This is a genomic window from Amycolatopsis sp. NBC_01488 (assembly GCF_036227105.1).
Taxonomy (GTDB): Bacteria; Actinomycetota; Actinomycetes; order Mycobacteriales; family Pseudonocardiaceae; genus Amycolatopsis.
Genome location: NZ_CP109434.1, coordinates 46,851 through 64,724 on the forward strand (window position 1 = coordinate 46,851; position 17,874 = coordinate 64,724).

Annotated in this window: 17 protein-coding genes; 10 read left to right on the forward strand and 7 right to left on the reverse strand. The window is 71.9% G+C overall.

Features of this window, described 5'->3' with window-relative positions:
- Positions 1 to 149: 149 nt before the first annotated feature.
- Positions 150 to 2,282 carry a hypothetical protein gene (locus tag OG738_RS00200; protein ID WP_329050196.1) on the forward strand — a complete coding sequence of 711 codons (2,133 nt, stop codon included), beginning with the start codon at positions 150 to 152 and terminating at the stop codon, positions 2,280 to 2,282.
- A gap of 1 nt (position 2,283) precedes the next feature.
- Here the strand turns inward: OG738_RS00200 and OG738_RS00205 are convergent, their stop codons facing one another.
- Positions 2,284 to 3,678 (reverse strand): dihydrolipoyl dehydrogenase family protein, encoded by a 1,395-nt coding sequence (locus OG738_RS00205; protein ID WP_329050197.1) that lies wholly within the window; start codon positions 3,676 to 3,678, stop codon positions 2,284 to 2,286.
- A gap of 136 nt (positions 3,679 to 3,814) precedes the next feature.
- Between OG738_RS00205 and OG738_RS00210 the strand changes: the two genes are divergently transcribed.
- Positions 3,815 to 4,288: an Lsr2 dimerization domain-containing protein gene (locus OG738_RS00210; protein ID WP_329050198.1), complete on the forward strand. Its 474-nt coding sequence runs from the start codon at positions 3,815 to 3,817 to the stop codon at positions 4,286 to 4,288.
- A 22-nt stretch (positions 4,289 to 4,310) separates the two neighbouring features.
- Here OG738_RS00210 and OG738_RS00215 read toward each other — a convergent pair whose 3' ends face one another.
- The 5 genes from OG738_RS00215 to OG738_RS00235 all read right to left on the reverse strand — a co-directional run bounded on the left by OG738_RS00215 (position 4,311) and on the right by OG738_RS00235 (position 8,621).
- Positions 4,311 to 5,042 (reverse strand): lipoate--protein ligase family protein, encoded by a 732-nt coding sequence (locus OG738_RS00215; RefSeq protein ID WP_329050199.1) that lies wholly within the window; start codon positions 5,040 to 5,042, stop codon positions 4,311 to 4,313.
- The gene (locus tag OG738_RS00220; protein ID WP_329050200.1) at positions 5,039 to 6,427 is read right to left on the reverse strand and encodes an NAD(P)(+) transhydrogenase (Re/Si-specific) subunit beta; all 1,389 of its coding nucleotides are present in this window, start codon (positions 6,425 to 6,427) and stop codon (positions 5,039 to 5,041) included. Before OG738_RS00220 ends, OG738_RS00215 begins: the two co-directional genes overlap by 4 nt.
- Positions 6,424 to 6,735 (reverse strand): NAD(P) transhydrogenase subunit alpha, encoded by a 312-nt coding sequence (locus OG738_RS00225; RefSeq protein ID WP_329050201.1) that lies wholly within the window; start codon positions 6,733 to 6,735, stop codon positions 6,424 to 6,426. The genes OG738_RS00220 and OG738_RS00225 overlap by 4 nt, the downstream gene beginning before the upstream one ends.
- Positions 6,732 to 7,844, reverse strand: a complete 1,113-nt coding sequence (locus OG738_RS00230; RefSeq protein ID WP_329050202.1) for a Re/Si-specific NAD(P)(+) transhydrogenase subunit alpha — start codon at positions 7,842 to 7,844, stop codon at positions 6,732 to 6,734. Before OG738_RS00230 ends, OG738_RS00225 begins: the two co-directional genes overlap by 4 nt.
- A 123-nt stretch (positions 7,845 to 7,967) precedes the next feature.
- Positions 7,968 to 8,621 (reverse strand): TetR family transcriptional regulator, encoded by a 654-nt coding sequence (locus tag OG738_RS00235; protein WP_329050203.1) that lies wholly within the window; start codon positions 8,619 to 8,621, stop codon positions 7,968 to 7,970.
- Between the two features lie 93 nt (positions 8,622 to 8,714).
- Between OG738_RS00235 and OG738_RS00240 the strand changes: the two genes are divergently transcribed.
- The 6 genes from OG738_RS00240 (at position 8,715) to OG738_RS00265 (ending at position 13,895) form a co-directional block, all read left to right on the forward strand.
- On the forward strand, positions 8,715 to 9,782 hold the full coding sequence (locus OG738_RS00240; protein WP_329050204.1) for a ferredoxin reductase: 1,068 nt from the start codon (positions 8,715 to 8,717) through the stop codon (positions 9,780 to 9,782).
- A gap of 11 nt (positions 9,783 to 9,793) precedes the next feature.
- Positions 9,794 to 10,909, forward strand: coding sequence for a fatty acid desaturase family protein (locus OG738_RS00245; RefSeq protein ID WP_329050205.1), 1,116 nt, complete (start codon positions 9,794 to 9,796; stop codon positions 10,907 to 10,909).
- Positions 10,910 to 10,916: 7 nt separating this feature from the next.
- Positions 10,917 to 11,117: a hypothetical protein gene (locus tag OG738_RS00250; RefSeq protein ID WP_285998769.1), complete on the forward strand. Its 201-nt coding sequence runs from the start codon at positions 10,917 to 10,919 to the stop codon at positions 11,115 to 11,117.
- Between the two features lie 359 nt (positions 11,118 to 11,476).
- Positions 11,477 to 12,793 (forward strand): sensor histidine kinase, encoded by a 1,317-nt coding sequence (locus tag OG738_RS00255; protein WP_329050206.1) that lies wholly within the window; start codon positions 11,477 to 11,479, stop codon positions 12,791 to 12,793.
- Positions 12,794 to 12,822: 29 nt separating this feature from the next.
- Positions 12,823 to 13,467 carry a response regulator transcription factor gene (locus OG738_RS00260; protein WP_329050207.1) on the forward strand — a complete coding sequence of 215 codons (645 nt, stop codon included), beginning with the start codon at positions 12,823 to 12,825 and terminating at the stop codon, positions 13,465 to 13,467.
- 17 nt (positions 13,468 to 13,484) lie between these two features.
- Positions 13,485 to 13,895, forward strand: a complete 411-nt coding sequence (locus tag OG738_RS00265; protein ID WP_329050208.1) for a secondary thiamine-phosphate synthase enzyme YjbQ — start codon at positions 13,485 to 13,487, stop codon at positions 13,893 to 13,895.
- Here the strand turns inward: OG738_RS00265 and OG738_RS00270 are convergent.
- Positions 13,833 to 14,837 carry an ABC transporter permease gene (locus OG738_RS00270; protein ID WP_329050209.1) on the reverse strand — a complete coding sequence of 335 codons (1,005 nt, stop codon included), beginning with the start codon at positions 14,835 to 14,837 and terminating at the stop codon, positions 13,833 to 13,835. The two genes, OG738_RS00265 and OG738_RS00270, sit on opposite strands and share 63 nt — an antisense overlap.
- A 105-nt stretch (positions 14,838 to 14,942) precedes the next feature.
- Between OG738_RS00270 and OG738_RS00275 the strand changes: the two genes are divergently transcribed.
- Positions 14,943 to 15,638 carry an HAD family hydrolase gene (locus OG738_RS00275; RefSeq protein WP_329050210.1) on the forward strand — a complete coding sequence of 232 codons (696 nt, stop codon included), beginning with the start codon at positions 14,943 to 14,945 and terminating at the stop codon, positions 15,636 to 15,638.
- A 121-nt stretch (positions 15,639 to 15,759) separates the two neighbouring features.
- Entirely contained in the window at positions 15,760 to 17,874 is a 2,115-nt protein-coding gene (locus tag OG738_RS00280) for a bifunctional lysylphosphatidylglycerol flippase/synthetase MprF (RefSeq protein ID WP_442875855.1), read from the forward strand.

Sequence of the window (17,874 nt, forward strand, 5' to 3'; positions counted from 1 at the left end):
AACCGTGCTGTTTGGCCACACGAACACCACAAGTCACCCGGGGCACCACTTTCGGAGGGCACGCGGCCGCGTCGTCCCCGTGTCGCACGGTTCCTTGCGCCGGGCGCGCTAGCGTGATGACCCGGAACGACGAGCAGGGAGGGATTTCGGTGCGACTGGTGCGCCTGGAGCGGCAGCAGTCCCGGGTGGCCGACGACGTCCGGGCGGCACTGGCGTCCCTCGGCCGTGGCAGCACCGTCATCGGCGGGATCGCCCTGGTCGGCGTCGGCTCGGTGACCGAGCGCCCGATCGAGGCGGTGGTCCTGCTCCCCCACGGGGTGATCATCGTGATCGGCGTGGACCTCCCGGACCCGGCGCTGCGGCTGGAAGCCCCGCTGGGAGCGGCGTGGAAGGCCGACGGCTGGCCACTGATCGCCGACGACGACGCGATCAACCCGGCGACGGAGGCACTGGACATCTCCCAGGCGTGCGAGCAGCGGATCCTTTCCCTGGTCCCGGGCACCGCGCCGGTGGGGACGATCGTCGCGGTAGGACCGTACGTGGAGACGGTCGACCAGCCGGCGGGCGACCTGGCGGGCCCGGTCCGGGTCCTGCACCCGACCCCGACGACGATGCTGGCGGCGACGGTCTCGCTGGCCACGGCGCACCGGCCCCGGTCGGTCGACCAGGTGCGGGCGCTGATCCGCGGGCTGGCACCGGATGCCCCGGAGTTTTCGGACGACATCCTGGTGGGAGAGGGTTTCAGCCGCTTCACGGACGACTCGCCACCGGAGTCCCTTTGGGACAGTGCGCCGCCGGTGCCCGAGCAAGCGGCAGCCCCGGCCCCGGGCAAGGCAGGCCCGGTAGCGGGTTCGGCGGTGGCCGGTCCCCCGGTCGCGGCCCGTTCGGACGGCGCGGGAGCGGGGCCGGCCGTTTGGCAGACCAAAACCCCGGCTTCGCCCGATCCCGCACCGGCCCCCAGCGAAGGGCCCACCGAGCCGGAGTCCGCTCCTGTCGCTGACTCGGAGGACCACGGGCCGACGCCCGCCTCTGCCGGAGTTCCGGGGCGCACCGAACCGGCGCTCGCACCTACCGAAGACTCGGAATCCACCGAGCCAACGCTCACCTCTGCCGCAAACCCAGACGCCACCGAACCGACCCTCGCCGCCGCCGAAAACCCCGAGCCCACCAAACCGACGCTCGCTGCCGCCGGAGTTCCGGGGCCCACCGAACCGGCGCCCACCTCCACCGCAAACCCCGAGCCGACCGGATCCCCGGCCGAAGAACCCGCGCCCGAAGCGGATCTCGCCAACTCCCCCGAAGAGCCGGCTGCCGCGGCGCCCGCCGGGCCTGCGCACACTCGCGCCGAGAACTCGGGGCCCGCCGAACCTCGGCTCAGCCCGGCCGCAAGTTCCGGAACGCCAGCCGCGGAAGCGGATCCCGCAGGCTCCTCCGCGCTTTCCGCCGACTCCGAGCGCACCGAAGTACTCCCCTCTCCCCCACGCGACAGGGCTCGACCCGGCTCCGCCCAGCAGAGTGACACCGAACGAACCGAGAATCTCGCCTTCCCCGCCGAGCCCGGACCGGCCGAACCCAAGCCGAACCCACCCCGGCCCGTCACGCTCGGCCAGATCACCCTGCCCCCGGAGCCCGAACCGCGCGCGTTCCCCACTCCGCGCCCCGCGCCCCGCGAAGCCTCGACCTCGAAGACCGTCCGCTGGCTCCCCTTGGCCGCCATCGGTCTGCTGGTCGCTCTCGTCGTCGCCGCGATCGCCGTTGCCACCTCGGGGGATGACACCGTCTCCGCGCCCACCGGGCCGCCCACACCCGCGACCCAGCCGCCGCCGCAGAGCTCGACGGCTCCCGCGCAGAGCCTCCAGTTCTCCCTGCGCGCCGCCGACCACGACCAGCGGTGCGCCTCCCACGCCTTCGGGGACGCCCAGGCCAGCCTGCAGCAGACCAGCTGCTCCGGCGTCCGGCGCGCCTCCTACGCCGCCACCGTCGACGGGCGGGGCGCCGCTGTCACCGTCGGGATCGTCGAGTTCCCCGATGCCGCGCAGGCCGCCGCCTTCAAGACCGTGGCCGACACTCCCGGCGGGGGCGGGATCCTCGACCTCGCCTCCGAGACCGGCACGTGGGGCGCCACGCCCGCGCCGCGCTTCGAAAACGCCGCCTACACCTCGAAGGTCGAGGGCACGTCCGTGCGGCTCGTGCAGGCGGTCTGGGCGCCGGGACCGTCCACTCCGGACGATCCCGGCCTGGCCAGGGCCGCGAAAGCCGCCCTGGACCTGCCCGCGCAGTGACTCAGAGGCCGTACGCCTCCAGCAGCCGCAGCCAGACCTCGCTGATCGTCGGGAACGACGGCACCGCGTGCCACAGCCGGTCGAGCGGGACCTCGGCGACGATCGCGATCGTCGCCGAGTGCAGCAGCTCCGAGACGTCCTGGCCGACGAACGTCACGCCGAGCAGGACGTTCCGCTCGGTGTCGACGACCATCCGGGCCTTGCCGGTGTAGCCGTCCGCGTGCAGCGACGAGCCCGCCACCGCGATGTCGATGTCGACGACGCGGTCGGCCGAGCCGGGCCGCGCGTCCGCCAGGCCGACGGCCGCGACCTCCGGGTCGGTGAACACCACCTGCGGCACCGCGTGGTGGTCGGCGGTGGCGGTGAAGCGGCTCCACGGCTCCGAGGACACCGGCGTGCCCGCGGCCAGCGCCGCCACCGTGTCGCCCGCCGCGCGGGCGCCGTACTTGCCCTGGTGGGTCAGCGGGGCGCGGCCGGTGACGTCGCCCGCCGCGAACAGCCAGTCACCGTCCACTGCGGACACCCGGCCGGTGTCGTCGACCTCCAGCGCGTGACCGGGCTCGACGCCGAACGCCTCGAGCCCGAGCCCGGCCGTCGCGGGCCGGCGGCCGGTCGCCACGAGGAACTCGTCGACGACGAGCCGCTCGCCGTCCTTGAGCACCACCTCGGTCCCGTTCCCGGTGTCGGACACCTCGGAAACGCCCGACTCCGTGTGCACGTACACGCCGGCTTCGCGCAGCCCGTGCAGCACGAGGTCGCCGGCGAACGCGGCGTTGCGCGGCAGCGGCCGCTCGCCGGTGATCACCAGGTGGACCTCCGAGCCCAGCGACGCGAACGCCTGCGCCATCTCGACGCCGACCACCCCGCCCCCGAGCACGCCCAGCCGGCGCGGCACCGACTCCGCCGACGTCGCCTCGCGCGAACCCCACGGCCGGATCGTGTCGAGCCCGGGGATCGACGGCGTGCTCGGCACGCTGCCGGTGCACACGATCACCGCGTGCCGCGCGGTCAGCACGCGGCCGTCGTCGAGGGTCACCTCCCGCTCGCCGCTGAGCGCGCCGTGGCCGCGGATCGGCTCGATGCCGGCGCCGCGGGCCCACTCGACCTGCCCCGAGTCGTCGCCCTTGCCGGTGAACCAGTCCCGGCGCGCGAAGACCGCCGCGGGGTCGAGCCGGTCACCGACCGGCACGCCGGGGATCCGCTTCGCCGCGGCCAGGAGGTTTCCCGGCCGCAGCAACGCCTTGCTCGGGATGCAGGCCCAGTAGGAGCACTCGCCACCGAAGCGCTCGTGCTCGACGAGGGCGACCTTGAGGCCTCCGCGGGCCGCCCGCTCGGCGGCCACCTCCCCCACCGGACCCGCGCCGATCACCACTACGTCAAAAGTCTGTCCAGACATGGCTTCAGCGCACACCACCACGCGAGTTCGCGCAAGCCAGCGGCTATCCTCGTCTCCGAAGCTGCAGGACATCGGCGGCCCGGGTGCCGTCGGCCCGGTGCGCGCGAATACCACGTTCGAGCACGGGAGGTTTGTCGTGGCCAAGAACACGGCTGTGCGGGTCCTGGACGATCTCACCGGCGAGCCCGCCGCCGAGACCGTCGGGTTCGGGATCGACGGCGTCGACTACGACATCGACCTCTCCTTCGCCAACGCCGACGCACTGCGTGAGCTGCTGCAGCGCTACGCCGACGCGGGTCGCCGCACCGGCGGCCGCAAGCGCCGGCCGCGGATCGTCCCGGGCGCGAAGCGGCCACGGGCGAAGGCGGCCCCGAAGACGGCGAAGGCGTCCACCAAGACCACCAAGACCACCAAGACCGCGAAGGCCGAGCCCAAGGCCACCACGACCCGCGCGAAGGCGGCGGCGAAGGCCACGTCGGCCCGCGCGAAGACCACTAAGGCCGAGCCGGTGAAGACCACCCGCACCCGCAAGGCGGCGGAGCCGAAGAAGACCACCCGCGCGACCGCGCCGAAGGTCCCGGGCGTCACGTTCTCGGCGGCCGAGAAGTAGCTCCACAGTAGACAGACGTGCGTCAAGCCGCGCGCTGGGCACCGTCCGCGTGCCACGCCGGGTACCGGTACCGCGTGTGGAGCAGTGCGCGCTGCCGCGTCAGCTCGGCGGCGGACGGCGGGCGCGGCACGAACGTCCCGAGGATCTGTGACGCCGCCGCCCGCACCGCCGCTTCGACCGACGGGAACCCGGGACGCAGCCCGTGCTCGGCCAGCGAGGCGACCGGGCTGCGGTGGGAGTCGAGCGGCCGCGGGTCCGGCGGCGCGCTCGTCAGGTAGCGCCCGACCAGCGACGCCGACGTCTCGACCAGCAACGTCGAATGCGCCAGCAGCCCGCCCTTGGTGCGGAACACGGCGAAGCCGCACAGCTTCGCGTCCTCGACGAACAGGCCGCGGTCGCCGATCCGGGGCACCAGGCCGAGCTGGTCGACGGCGGCGCTCATCACCTTGCCGAGCGTCTCCAGCGGCCGATCGGCCGGGCCGGGCAGGACCAGCGTCACGTTCAGGTTGCCCGGGTCGTGGAACACGGTGCCGCCGCCGCTGGCCCGCCGCAGCACCGGGACGGCGTCACGCTCGCACTCCGAAACGCGCACCTCGCGCGCGATCCGCTGGCCGCGCCCCACCACGACGCAAACCGGGTTGCGCCAGAGCCACAGCACCGGTGACTCGGGCGCAACCCGGAGGAGCGCTTCGTCGAACGCGAGGTTCTCGGCGGGGTCGGTGAACGCGGCACGCACATCCGACCCGGTCGTCATAGCGCCTTGAGTTCCTCCACGATCTCGCCCACCGACGACTTGGCGTCCCCGAAGAGCATGCTGGTCTTCGGATCGTAGAACAGGTCGTTGTCGATGCCGGCGAAGCCGGAGCTCATCCCGCGTTTCAAGACGATCACGGACCGGCTCTCGTTGACCTTGAGGATCGGCATCCCGTAGATCGGCGAGCTCGGGTCGGTCTGCGCGGCCGGGTTCGTGACGTCGTTCGCGCCGATCACCAGCGCGACGTCGGTCTGGGCGAACTCGGAGTTGATCTCGTCCATCTCCTTGAGCTGCTCGTACGGCACGTCGGCCTCGGCGAGCAGCACGTTCATGTGCCCGGGCATCCGCCCCGCGACCGGGTGGATCGCGTACTCGACCGTGATCCCCTTCTTCTCCAGCAGCTTCGCCATCTCGCGGACGGTGTGCTGCGCCTGCGCCACGGCCATGCCGTAGCCGGGCACCACGACGACCTTGCTCGCGTACGCCATCTGGATCGCGGTGTCGGCCGCGCTCGTCGAACGCACCGGGCGCGCTTCCTTGGTCCCGCTGCCGGCCGCGACCGCCGGCCCGCCGCCGAAGCCGCCCGCGACGATCGCCGGGATGGACCGGTTCATCGCCTTGGCCATCAGATTGGTCAGGATGGAACCGGACGCGCCGACGATCATGCCGGCCACGATCAGCGCCGTGTTGTCGAGCGCGAGGCCCATCGCCGCGGCCGACAGCCCGGTGAAGGCGTTGAGCAGCGAGATGACCACCGGCATGTCCGCGCCGCCGATCGGCAGCACGACGGTGAGGCCGAGGATGCCCGCCGCGACGAGCAGCCCGATGATCAGCAGCTCGTTGTCGCCGCCGGTGACGATGACGACGGCGCAGACCAGCGCGATCAGCAGGAGCAGCGCGTTGACCGGCTGCTGCAGCTTGCCCATGGTGATCGGGCGGCCGCTGATCAGCTCCTGGAGCTTGCCGAACGCCACGTTCGAGCCCCAGAAGGAGATCGAGCCGATGATCGCGGCGAACAGGGACGCGATCGCGATGTAGGTGGGTTCGTGCGCGTAGCCGTCGGTGGAGTTGAACTCGACCCAGGCGATGAGCGCGACCGCGCCGCCGCCGACGCCGTTGAACAGCGCCACCATCTGCGGCATCGCGGTCATCTTGACCTTGCGCGCGGACGGCACGCCGACGACGGCCCCGATCCCGACGCCCAGCACGATGAGCAGCCAGTTGCCCATGCCCGGGGTGAGCAGGGTGGCGATCACGGCGATGCCCATGCCGACCGCGGCGATCCAGTTGCCGCGGACGGCGGTGCGCGGGCCGGTCAGGCCCATCAGGCCGTAGATGAAGAGGGCGAACGCGATGACGTAGAGGATCGCGATGAAGTCGGTCACTTCTCGTCCTCCTCGGCCGGAGCGGGTTTCTTGCCCTTGAACATCGACAGCATCCGGTCGGTGACCAGGAACCCGCCGACGACGTTGATCGTGCCGAAGGCGATCGCGATCACGAGCAGGATCTTGTTGAAGACGCCGTCGACGCCGAGGCCGAGCACGACCAGGCCGCCGAGCAGCACGATGCCGTGGATGGCGTTGGTGCCGGACATCAGCGGGGTGTGCAGGGTGTTGGGCACCTTCGAGATGACGGCGAAGCCGACGAACCCGGCGAGCACGAGCACCGCCAGGTTCTGCACGAGTGGGCTCACGACGAACTCCCTTCGCGCCCGGCCACGCAGGCACCGGCGACGATTTCGTCTTCGAAGTTCAGCTCCAGCGCGCCTTCCTTCGTCACGAGCAGCTCCAGCAGCTCGACGACGTTGCGCGCGTACAGCTCGCTGGCGTGCGAAGGCATTTCGGCGGGCAGGTTCAGGGGGGAGGAGATGGTGACGTCGTGCTCCACGACGTCCTCGCCCGGCTTGGTCAGCTCGCAGTTGCCGCCGGTCTCGCCCGCGAGGTCGACCACGACCGAGCCGGCGGGCATGCCCTTCACGGCGTCGGCGGTGACCAACGTCGGCGCCTTGCGGCCCGGCACCAGCGCCGTGGTGATCACGACGTCGAACTTCGTGATGGCCTCGGTGAGCCGGCGCTGCTGCTCCTCGCGCTCCTCCGGCGTCAGCTCGCGGGCGTACCCGCCTTCGCCGACCGCCTCGATGCCGAGGTCCAGGAACTGCGCGCCGAGCGACTTGACCTGCTCGCCGACCTCGGGCCGGACGTCGTAGCCGGTGGTCTGCGCGCCGAGCCGCTTCGCCGTGGCCAGCGCCTGCAGGCCGGCGACGCCGGCGCCGAGCACCAGCACCTTCGCCGGTGGCACGGTGCCCGCCGCGGTGGTGAGCATCGGGAAGAAGCGCGGCAGCTTCTGCGCCGCGAGCAGCACGGCGCGGTAGCCGCCGATGCTGGCCTGCGACGACAGCGCGTCCATCGCCTGGGCCCGGGAGATCCGCGGGATCGCCTCCATCGCGAACGCCCGCAGGCCCGCTTCTTCGAGCTTCGCGAGCCCCTCCGGGTTGCCGCGCGGGTCGAGGAAGCCGACGAGGACGGTGCCCCGGGCCAGCTTCGCGACTTCTTCGGGCGCGGGCGGGTTCACCTTCACGACGATGTCCGCGCCCCACGCGTCGCCGAGTTCGGCGCCCGCCTGGGTGAACGCGTCGTCACTCAGGTGCGCGCGGGATCCGGCGCCCGGTTCGACCAGGACGCGCAACCCGCGTTGCGCGAGCCGCCCGACCAGTTTGGGCACCATCGCCACCCGGCGCTCCCCGGGGCGTGACTCGGTCACCACACCCACGGTGAGCTGCTGATGCTGTTCGCTGTCGGCCACACGACCTCCTCATCGGCGAGGCACGATCCGAGGGTTGTACCACGCCGGACCGACAGTCCCCAGTGACGTGGGTCGCAAGTCTCGGGGTTGTGCCAGAAGATACGAAGGTCGTGCGGGAAACGTTCAGCTCGTTTTCCAGTGGGGGATGCCGAGCAGGATCAGGCGCAGCCGTTTTTCCGCCGTTCCGGTGATTTTCGGATCTTCACCGGGCCGGGCTTCCAGCAGTTCGACCGTCGTCGTGATCATCACGGAAACGATCAAGTCGGCCAGCATGTGCAGGTCCTCGGTGCTCCACGCGCGCAGCGGCGCGAACCGGGCGAGGTCGATCGCGAGGTCGCCGGCGAACATCCGCAGTTCGACGGCGATGGACCGGGCGAGCGGGCCGCCGCCGTAGCGCTCGCGCGTCAGGAACCGGAAATGGTCCTCGTTCGCCCGGACGAATTGGTGCACCGTGGCCACCGAGGCACTGATCATCCCCTGGTAGGTGTCGGGATCGGTGCGCGCCGAGCGCATCATGCCGCGCAGCGTGCGCGTCGCTTCTTCGACGAGCGCGACGCCGAGTTCCTCCATCGAGGCGAAGTGCCGGTAGAACGCCGTCGGCACGAGCCCGGCACCCTTCGCGACCTCGCGGAGGGAGAGCGTCGCGAACGGACGTTCGGCCAGCAGGTCCAGGGCAGCGTCCAGCAGCGCCTGGCGCGTGCGCTGTTTGCGCTCCTGGCGGGTCACCGGCTCTTCCGACACGTCCACCAGCGTACGGATGTCCACCGCGTTGCTCACGTCACATCCTCCGCTTCCCGCGTTGACAGGCAGTCCACTCCTGCAGTGCACTGTTGAGTGTACAGACGTTCACTGTAATCGAGGAGGTTCCCGATGACGGCGCTCATCCCCCGGCGGGTGCGCAGCCTCGCCTCGCTGGCCGAGGCGCTGCTGACGCCGCACGGGATGGACCGCTACCTGGAGCTCGTCGACCCGATGCTGGTGCGCCGCGAGATCCGCGGCCTGGTCACGGCGGTGCGCAAGCAGACGCCGGACAGCGTCACCCTCACCGTCAAGCCCAGCCGCGCGTGGCCCGGCTTCACCGCCGGGCAGTACGTCCGCCTGCAGGTGGAGATCGACGGCGTCCGCCGCACGCGCTGCTATTCGCCGTGCGGCTCGCAGTACGACGGCGAACTCGAGTTCACGGTCAAGGAGCAGGGCCTGGTGTCCGGGCACCTGAACCGCGCGCTCGGCGCCGGCTCGGTCGTCCATCTGTCCACTCCGGACGGAAGCTTCACGCTGCCCGCCGTCCGGCCGGACCGCGTACTGCTGATCAGCGGCGGCAGCGGTGTCACGCCGGTGCTCGCCATGGCCCGCACCCTGATTGACGAGGGCCACGCCGGCGAGATCGTGTTCCTGCACTACTCGAACGGCCCGGCCGACGCGCTCTACCGCACCGAACTGGCCGAACTCGCGGCCCGGCACCCCGGGCTGAAGGTCGTGCACGCCTACACGCACACCGAGGGCGGGGACCTGCACGGGTTCTTTTCGCCGGAGCACCTGTCGCGGGTCGCACCGTGGCACGCCGACGCGGAAGCGTTCGTCTGCGGCCCGAAGCCGCTGATGGACGCCGTGCGCGAACAGCTCGGTGAACGTGTGCACACCGAAGAGTTCACGCCGCCGGCGTTGACCTTCGACACGGCGAACGCCGAAGGCCAGGTGCGCTTCAAGCGCAGCGGGCGGGAGTGCGCCAACTCGGGGAAGCCGTTGCTGGAGCAGGCCGAGGAAGCGGGCCTGTCGCCGGAGCACGGCTGCCGGATGGGCATCTGCTTCTCCTGCACCCAGCGCAAGACCGCCGGCCGCGTCCGCAACGCTCGCACCGGCGAGGTTTCCGGCGACGAAGACGAAGAAATCCAGCTCTGCATCTCCGTCCCGGTCGGGGACGTCGAGATCGACGCTTAGGGAGAACCGCCATGACCGGTCTGCAGGACCGCCTGACCCCGGAACAGGTCGAGGAGTTCGGCCGCGAGCTCGACGCGCTGCGGCAGCGGATCGTCGACGACCTGGGCCAGGAGGACGTCGACTACATCCACACCGTCATCAAAACGCAGCGCGGCCTGGAGGTCGCCGGGCGGGCGCTGCTGTTCGCCGGGTTCTTCCCGCCCGCGTGGCTCGCCGGCGTCGGCGCGCTGTCGGTGGCCAAGATCCTGGACAACATGGAGATCGGCCACAACGTCATGCACGGCCAGTACGACTGGACGCGCGACCCGGCGCTGAGCTCGCAGCGCTTCGAGTGGGACACCGTGGCGCCGGCGGAGAACTGGCGGCACTCGCACAACTACATCCACCACACGTACACGAACATCGTCGACAAGGACCGCGACGTCGGGTACGGGATCCTGCGGATGGACACCGCCCAGAAGTGGCACCCGTACTACCTGGGCAACCCGGTGTACGCGACGCTGCTCGCGCTGTTCTTCCAGTGGGGCGTGATGCTGCACGACCTCGAGGTCGAGAACGTCGTCAAGGGCGAGCGGTCGTGGGCCGACAACGTGCCGGTGCTGCGCCGCATCCTGCGGAAGGCCGGACGTCAGGTGGGCAAGGACTACGTCCTGTTCCCGCTGCTGACCGGCCCGCTGGCCCCGCTGACGTTCCTCGGCAACGCGACGGCGAACCTGACGCGCAACCTGTGGGCGTTCGCGATCATCTTCTGCGGCCACTTCCCCGCCGACGTCGAGAGCTTCAGCGAGGAGGAGACGGCTTCGGAATCGCGCGGGCAGTGGTACCTGCGCCAGATCCTCGGCTCGGCGAACATCTCCGGCGGCCCGCTGTTCCACATCATGAGCGGCAACCTGTCGCACCAGATCGAGCACCACCTGTTCCCGGACATCCCGGCGCGCCGCTACCCGCAGATCGCCGGCGAGGTGCGGGCGATTTGCGAGAAGTACGGCCTGCCGTACCACACGGGACCGCTGCACAGGCAGCTCTGGTCGGTGGCGAAGAAGATCGTGAAGCTGGCTCTCCCGTTCCCGCCGAGTTCGCCTTCGCCGACTACCGTGGAACCCGACCGGCAGCTCCGAGCAGCGTGAGGGCGACATGGTGGGCCAGTTCGAACGAGACAAGGACACCCTGCAGGTGATCACCGAATCAGCCGCGACGCACGTCGGCAACATAGCTTCGATCATCACGGGCGCGATCCGCGACATCGCCCGCGAGACGGGTGACTGGCTGACGGACGTCATCGAGATGCGCGAGGCGGCGCAGAAGGCCCGGGAAGACGACCCGGACGCGCCCTGACCCGAGACGGTGCGGGCCACCTTGTGGACAAGAGGTGGCCCGCGCCGGTTCGCGGCGCCGGAACTGTCGGTGCCCGCCGGTAGCGTGGAAGACGGGGGCGCCCCCGCGCGGGCATGGGGAACTGGGCGGGCGCAGCCAAGGCCGCGGGGCTCGCGCGCCCGCAGTGGCATTCGCTGTAGCCCACACGCCCGCAGCGACTCACCCGCGCCCCCAAAGCGGCAATCGCGGCGGCCCACACGCGCCGAGGCGACTCAACCCGCACATCCGAGACGACTCGCCCCGCGCACCGACGCGACTCGCCCCAAAGCCCCCAAAGGGCAGCCGGGTGCTTCCCCGGGCCGCAGTAGGGGGAAAACCGGATGGGCACGCGCCCCCCACCGGGCGAAACTGGCTCCGTGACCAGCTACGACCTGCCCGCTCCCCACCCCCTGCGCCGCGTCTTCGGGCCGCTGGCTTCGCGGGACTTCTGGGCCGAGTACCTCTGGCTCTGGCTCTCCGCCCCGCTGACCGTCTTCGCTCTCCTCAGCTTCCTCGTCTTCCTCGCGCTCGGCCTCTGGCTGACGCCGGTCCTGCTCGGCTTCCTCGTCCTCGCCGGCGCGCTGCTCTACGCCCGCGGCCTCGGCGCCGTGCACCGGGGGCTGGCGAAAGCGCTCCTCGGCGTCAGCGTGCCCGTGCCGCGGCGGCCCGAGCTCAAGCCCGGGCTGTGGGCCTGGGTCAAGGCCCGCGTCGGCGATCCGGCGGGCTGGCGCGCCGCCGGGTACCTGCTGCTGCGGCTGCCGCTGACCCTCGCCGGGCTGTTCACCGTCTCCGCCGCGAGCGTCTACGGCCTCGCCGCGACCACCTACTCCTTCCTCTGGTTCCCGCTCCGCGAGACGCGGATGCCGGTCTTCGGCATCCACGCGGACGGCTGGCCGGGCGCGCTGGCCTGGACGGCGTCCGGGGTGCTGGTACTCGTGGTGCTGCCATGGGTGACGCACGCCTTCGTCGCGCTCGACCGGCTGCTGGTCGTCGGCCTGCTCGGTACACGGGTGCTCTCCGAACGCGTCCGCGACCTCGAAGCGAGCCGCGCGACCGCGGTGGAGGACGCCGCGCTGCGGCTGCGGCGCATCGAGCGCGACCTGCACGACGGCGCGCAGGCCCAGCTCGTCGCCCTCGCGATGAAGCTCGGGCTGGCCAAGGACGAGCTCGAGGACGTCGACCTTCCGCAGGTCAAGGAGCTGGTCGCGGCGGCGCACGCGAACGCCAAGCAGGCGCTGACCGAGCTGCGCGACCTCGCCCGCGGCATCCACCCCGCCGCCCTCGACGCGGGGCTCGACATCGCCCTCGCCACCCTCGTCGCGACGTCCGGGATGGACGCGCTGGTCACCGTCGACCTGCCGCGCCGGCCGCCGCCGTCGGTGGAGACGATCGTCTACTTCAGCGCCGCCGAGCTGCTCACGAACGCCGCGAAGCACGGCGGGCCGACCGACGTCGAAGTCACCGAGGAGCACGACGTCCTGTGGCTCCGGGTGCGTGACCGCGGTTCCGGCGGCGCCCGGCTGGTCCCCGGTGGCGGCCTGGCGGGCGTCGCCGAACGGCTGCGGACGGTCGACGGCGAGCTGGCCGTCACGAGCCCGCCGGGCGGCCCGACCGAGGTGACCGCGCGGGTACCACTGCCTTCCGACGGCCCGGGGTGAAGCCCGATGTCACCGCTAGGGTCGGCGGCATGCGGATCGTCATCGCGGAGGACTCCACCATCCTGCGCCAGGGCCTCGCCGAGCTGCTGACCTTCCGCGGCCACGAGGTCGTCGCCGCGGTGAAGGACGCCGACGCGCTGCGGGCCGCCGTCGAAGGCCACACCCCCGATGTGTCCATTGTGGACATCCGGATGCCGCCGACGCACACCGACGAGGGCCTGCGGGCGGCGATTTCCCTGCGTCGCGAATCGCCCGGCCGCGCGATCCTGCTGTTCTCCCAGTACGTCGAGACGAAGTACGCGGCCCAGCTGCTGGCCGACCGCGCAGGCGGCGTCGGCTACCTGCTCAAGGACCGCGTCGCCGAGGTGTCGGACTTCCTCGACGCGCTGCGCCGGGTGGCGGACGGCGAGACGGTGCTCGACCCCGAGGTCGTCAGCCAGCTGTTCGCCGCGACGCGCCAGACCGACGCGCTCGGCGGGCTCACCCCGCGTGAACGCGAGGTCCTGGGCCTGATGGCGGAAGGCCGGTCGAACTCCGCGATCGCCGCGAAGCTGTTCCTTTCGGCCGGCTCGGTCGAAAAGTACGTGACGTCGATCTTCGGCAAGCTCGGCCTGCCACCGTCCGAAGGGGACAATCGCCGGGTGCTGGCGGTGCTGCGCTACCTGGACTCCTGAGCCTTACGCTGGGACCCATGTACTCCACCGAGATCGAGGTCCGCACCGGCGCCGAGGCCGTCGTCCACGACCTCACCCACGAGGCCGAGTCGTTCCTGCGCGACGCCGACGCGACCGACGGGCTGCTGCACGTCTGGGTCCCGCACGCCACCGCCGGGCTGGCGATTCTGGAGACCGGCGCCGGCAGCGACGAGGACCTGCTCACCGCGCTCGACGAGCTGCTCCCCCGCGACGGCCGCTGGCGGCACCGGCACGGGAGCCCGGGCCACGGCCGTGACCACGTGCTCCCGGCGCTGGTGCCGCCCTACGCGACGATCCCGGTGCTCGGCGGCGTCCTCGCGCTCGGCACCTGGCAGTCGATCTGCCTAGTGGACACCAACCTCGACAACCCGGTCCGCAAGGTGCGGTTCAGCCTCCTGGCGGGCTGACCGGCCGGGCCACACCGCGAGCAGCAGCCCGGCGGCCAGCAGCGCGCCGAGCACCCAGACGCCGGTCGTGACGTCGGGCGCGTCCGGCACGCCCTGGAGCAGGCTGCGCAGGCCTTCGGCCGAGAACCGGAACGGCGTCCACGACCACAGCAGCGTGCGGTAGGCCGGGTTCAGCAGCTCCGGCACCTGCCCGGCGACCGCGGGCGCGACCAGGTACAACGGACCGAGGACGGCCATCGCCCGCAGGCCGAGCAGACGCAGGAGCCCGGCTTGCAGGGCAGCGAACGCCGTGGCGGCGAGGAAGACGAACCCGAGGACGTCGAAGGTCAGCGGCAGCGCGGAATCCCAGAGCGCGAAGAACCCGGCCACCGCGGACGTGACGAGCACGCCGGCCCCGGCGACCTGCAGGAGCCGCGCCCCCGCGCCGACCGTGCGGCCGGTGCGCTTGGCCAGCTGCGTCAGCGCGAGCCCCGCGGCGAGCGCGCCGATCCAGGCCAGCGCGGACGCGGCCAGCGGCGCGGTCCGCCCGGCGACGCTCACCGGGTGCAGCACCTCCTGCTTCGGCGTGCCGCCGAGCGCGGCCGCGCCCGCGGTGAGCGCCTGCTGCGCGACCTGGGTGCCCGCCGGGTTGACCGCGCCTGACGTCACGACGGTCGCGGACGGCCCGGGTGCGAGTTCGAGCACGCCGTAGACCTTCTTGTCCTCCAGCAACTTCCGCGCGGCGGCCGGATCCGTGACGGTCCAGGCGAGCTGGCCGCCACCGTGCGCCACGATGCGCTGCGCGACTTCGGGTGGCGCGGCGACCGCGACCGGGACGCCGTCCGGCGCGGCCGTGGCCTGCGCACCGAAGGTGAGGAACCCGAGCACCACGGCCACCAGCGCGCCGGCCACGGCGGCGACCAGGGCGAGCGCCCCGGCGGGGCGCCGGACAGGACCGGTCATGACAACCTCCAGTTATTCGTCGCTTGTTGAATTACTGGCCAAGGTACGACCGTGCCGCCCGAAAGTCAACGCGTGTTGAATAGTGTCGCCGGTAACCTCGACCTCGTGACGAAGAAGCGGCTGGTGCTCTGGGACATCGACCACACGCTGGTGGACTTCGCCGGGCTGGGCGCGGCCTGGTACGCGGCCGCGTTCACCGCCGCGACCGGAGCGACCTTGCGCGTCGACCCCGTGTTCGGCGGCCGCACCGAACTGGCGACCACCACCGAACTGCTCACCGCGAACGGCATCGAACCCGCGCCCGACACGATCCAGGCGCTGTTCAAGGCCCTGGTGGCGGAGTCCGAACGCGCGGTGCACCGCTTCGCGGCGGAAGCCCGCGCGCTGCCGGGCGCGACCGAAGCGCTGACCTCGTTCGCCGGGGACGACGGCGTCGTCCAGTCGCTCGTCACCGGCAACCTGCCGGAGATTTCGCGGCACAAGCTCGCCGCATTCGGCCTGCACGAACACCTCGACCTGGCCATCGGCGGCTACGGCACGCTCTCGGTGCACCGCCCCGACCTGGTCCCGCACGCGGTGGGGCTGGCGGCGGCCAAGCACGGCACCCGGTTCGACGCCGCCGCGGTGGTCGTCGTCGGCGACACGCCGAACGACGTCCAAGCCGCTCTGGCCCACGGTGCCGTCTCGATCGCGGTGGCGACGGGGCTCTACAGCGCCGGCGAACTGCGGGCCGCGGGCGCGCACATCGTGCTGCCGGACCTCGCGGACACCGACGCCGTGCGCACCGCCGTGTTCAGCTGAAAGTCGTCCGAGTCGTCCTCGGGAGGGGGATGACCCTCAGTCGAAGGGACGACTCCCCTAAGGGAAAACTCGTTCCTTCGCCCGATGTGGCCGGCGGCCGCGACTCGCCAGACTTCCGGGCATGACTGAAGCAGCGTCGGCGGCCAGGGCCGCCGGAGGGGGACGCATCCGCGGCACGGTCGCGGTGCTCAGGCAGCGCCTGCCGTTCACCAGCGGCGTCGTGCTCGCGATGCTCGTGCTGGCCGTCGTGACGGGGGCGCTCTGGAACGCCGCCGAAGACCGCGCGGCCTACCCGTTCGTCGCCTACGGGCTGCCGTCGCTGGAGACGGGCCGGTGGTGGACCATGCTCACCGGGCCGTTCTTCGCCGTCATCCCCTGGTACTACCTTCCGATGGTCGGCAGCTTCGCGCTCTTCGCCGGCTTCGCCGAATGGCAGCTGGGAACGCGGCGCGCGATGGCCGTGACCATCGGCGGCCAGTTCGCCTCGGTGCTCGTCGCGACGCAGTTCCTCGCGCTGAGCCGCAACTCCGGCTGGCTGTGGGCCGAGCGGATGGCGGGCAGCCTCGACGTCGGGTTCTCCGGCGGCGCGCTCGCCGCGATCGCCGTCGCCAGCGCGACGCTGCGGCCGCCGTGGGCGCTGCGGCTGCGGGCCGGTCTCTGCGTGTACGCCGGGGTCGCGATCGTCTACGTCGGCACGCTGGCCGACCTCGTGCACTTCTTCGCGCTGCTGCTGGCGATCCCGCTCGGCAACCGGCTCGTCGGCTCGCGGCGGGTGCCGTCGGCGGGGCCGAACCTGCGGGAGTGGCGGCTGCTGACTGTCGCCGGCCTGCTGCTGCTCACCATCGCCGAGATCGTGATGTTCCTCGTTCCCGGCGAAGGCCCGTTCGGCTCCACCGAAGGGGTTTCGCTGTCGGCACCGGAGCTGGCGGTCCTCGTGCTGGTCGTGGTGCCGATGCTCAACGGGCTGCGCAAGGGCGGCCGCGTCGCGTGGCGCTGGGCGATCGCGTTGTCCGCTTTCGTTACGCTGCAAGGGCTCGCCGCGACCACGGTCTACGGGCTGGCCGACCTCTTCGGGGCGGACTACGACGCCACGGGCCTGCCGCTGTTCTTCGTGGACAATCTCTTGTGGACGGTTCTGCTGATCGTCCTGATCGCCGGGCAGCGCGCCTTCCGCGTCCCGTCGCGGCGACGGCTGCGGCGGCACGCCCAAGGTCCCGGGCCGGCGCTGGCCCGCACGCTGCTCGGGCACCACGGCGGCAGCACGCTGTCGTGGATGACGACCTGGCCGCGCAACACGTACTTCGTCCGCGAAGACGGCCGGTCCTACCTCGCCTACCGCCGGCACGCGGGCGTCGCCGTCGCGCTCGGCGACCCGATCGCCCCGGACGGCACGGCGGCGGCCACGGTCACCGAGTTCACCGCGATGTGCGAGAACACCGGCCTGGTGCCGTGCGTGTTCTCCGCGACCGAAGCGACAGTCGCGGCGACGCGGGAGCAGGGCTGGCAACACGTCCAGATCGCCGAGGACACCGTGCTGGACCTGGAGGGGCTGGAGTTCCGCGGCAAGGCGTGGCAGGACGTCCGCTCGGCGCTGAACAAGGCCGCCAAGCAGGAGATCGACTTCCGGCTGGTCCGCTTGGCCGACCAGCCGGAGCCCATCCTCGCCCAGGTCCGGGCGCTGTCGGAGGAGTGGATGTCGGACAAGGGCATGCCGGAGATGGGCTTCACCCTCGGCGGCCTGGACGAGGCGATGGACCCGGCGACCCGCGTCGGCCTGGCGGTCGACGCGGAGGGCACGGTCCACGGCGTGACGTCGTGGCTGCCGGTCCACACGGGCGCGGGCAAGGTGGGCGGCTGGACGCTGGACGTGATGCGCCGCAGCGCCCACGGTTTCCGCCCGGTGATGGAGTTCCTGATCGCCTCGGCGTGCGTGCAGTTCCGCGCGGAGGGCGCGCGGTTCGTCTCGCTCTCGGGCGCGCCGCTGGCCCGCAGCGGTTCCGGTGCTCCGCCGCGCACGGTGGACCGCGCGCTGGAGTCGCTGGGCCGCGTGATGGAGCCGTACTACGGATTCCGTTCCCTGCACGCGTTCAAGGCGAAGTTCCAGCCCCGGCACGTGCCGCTGTACCTGGCTTACCGCGACGAAGCGGACCTGCCGCGGATCGGGCTGGCGCTGAGCCGGGCCTACCTGCCGGACGTCCGGCTGCGGGAGCTGGCGAAGCTGGCGCGGAAACGCTGA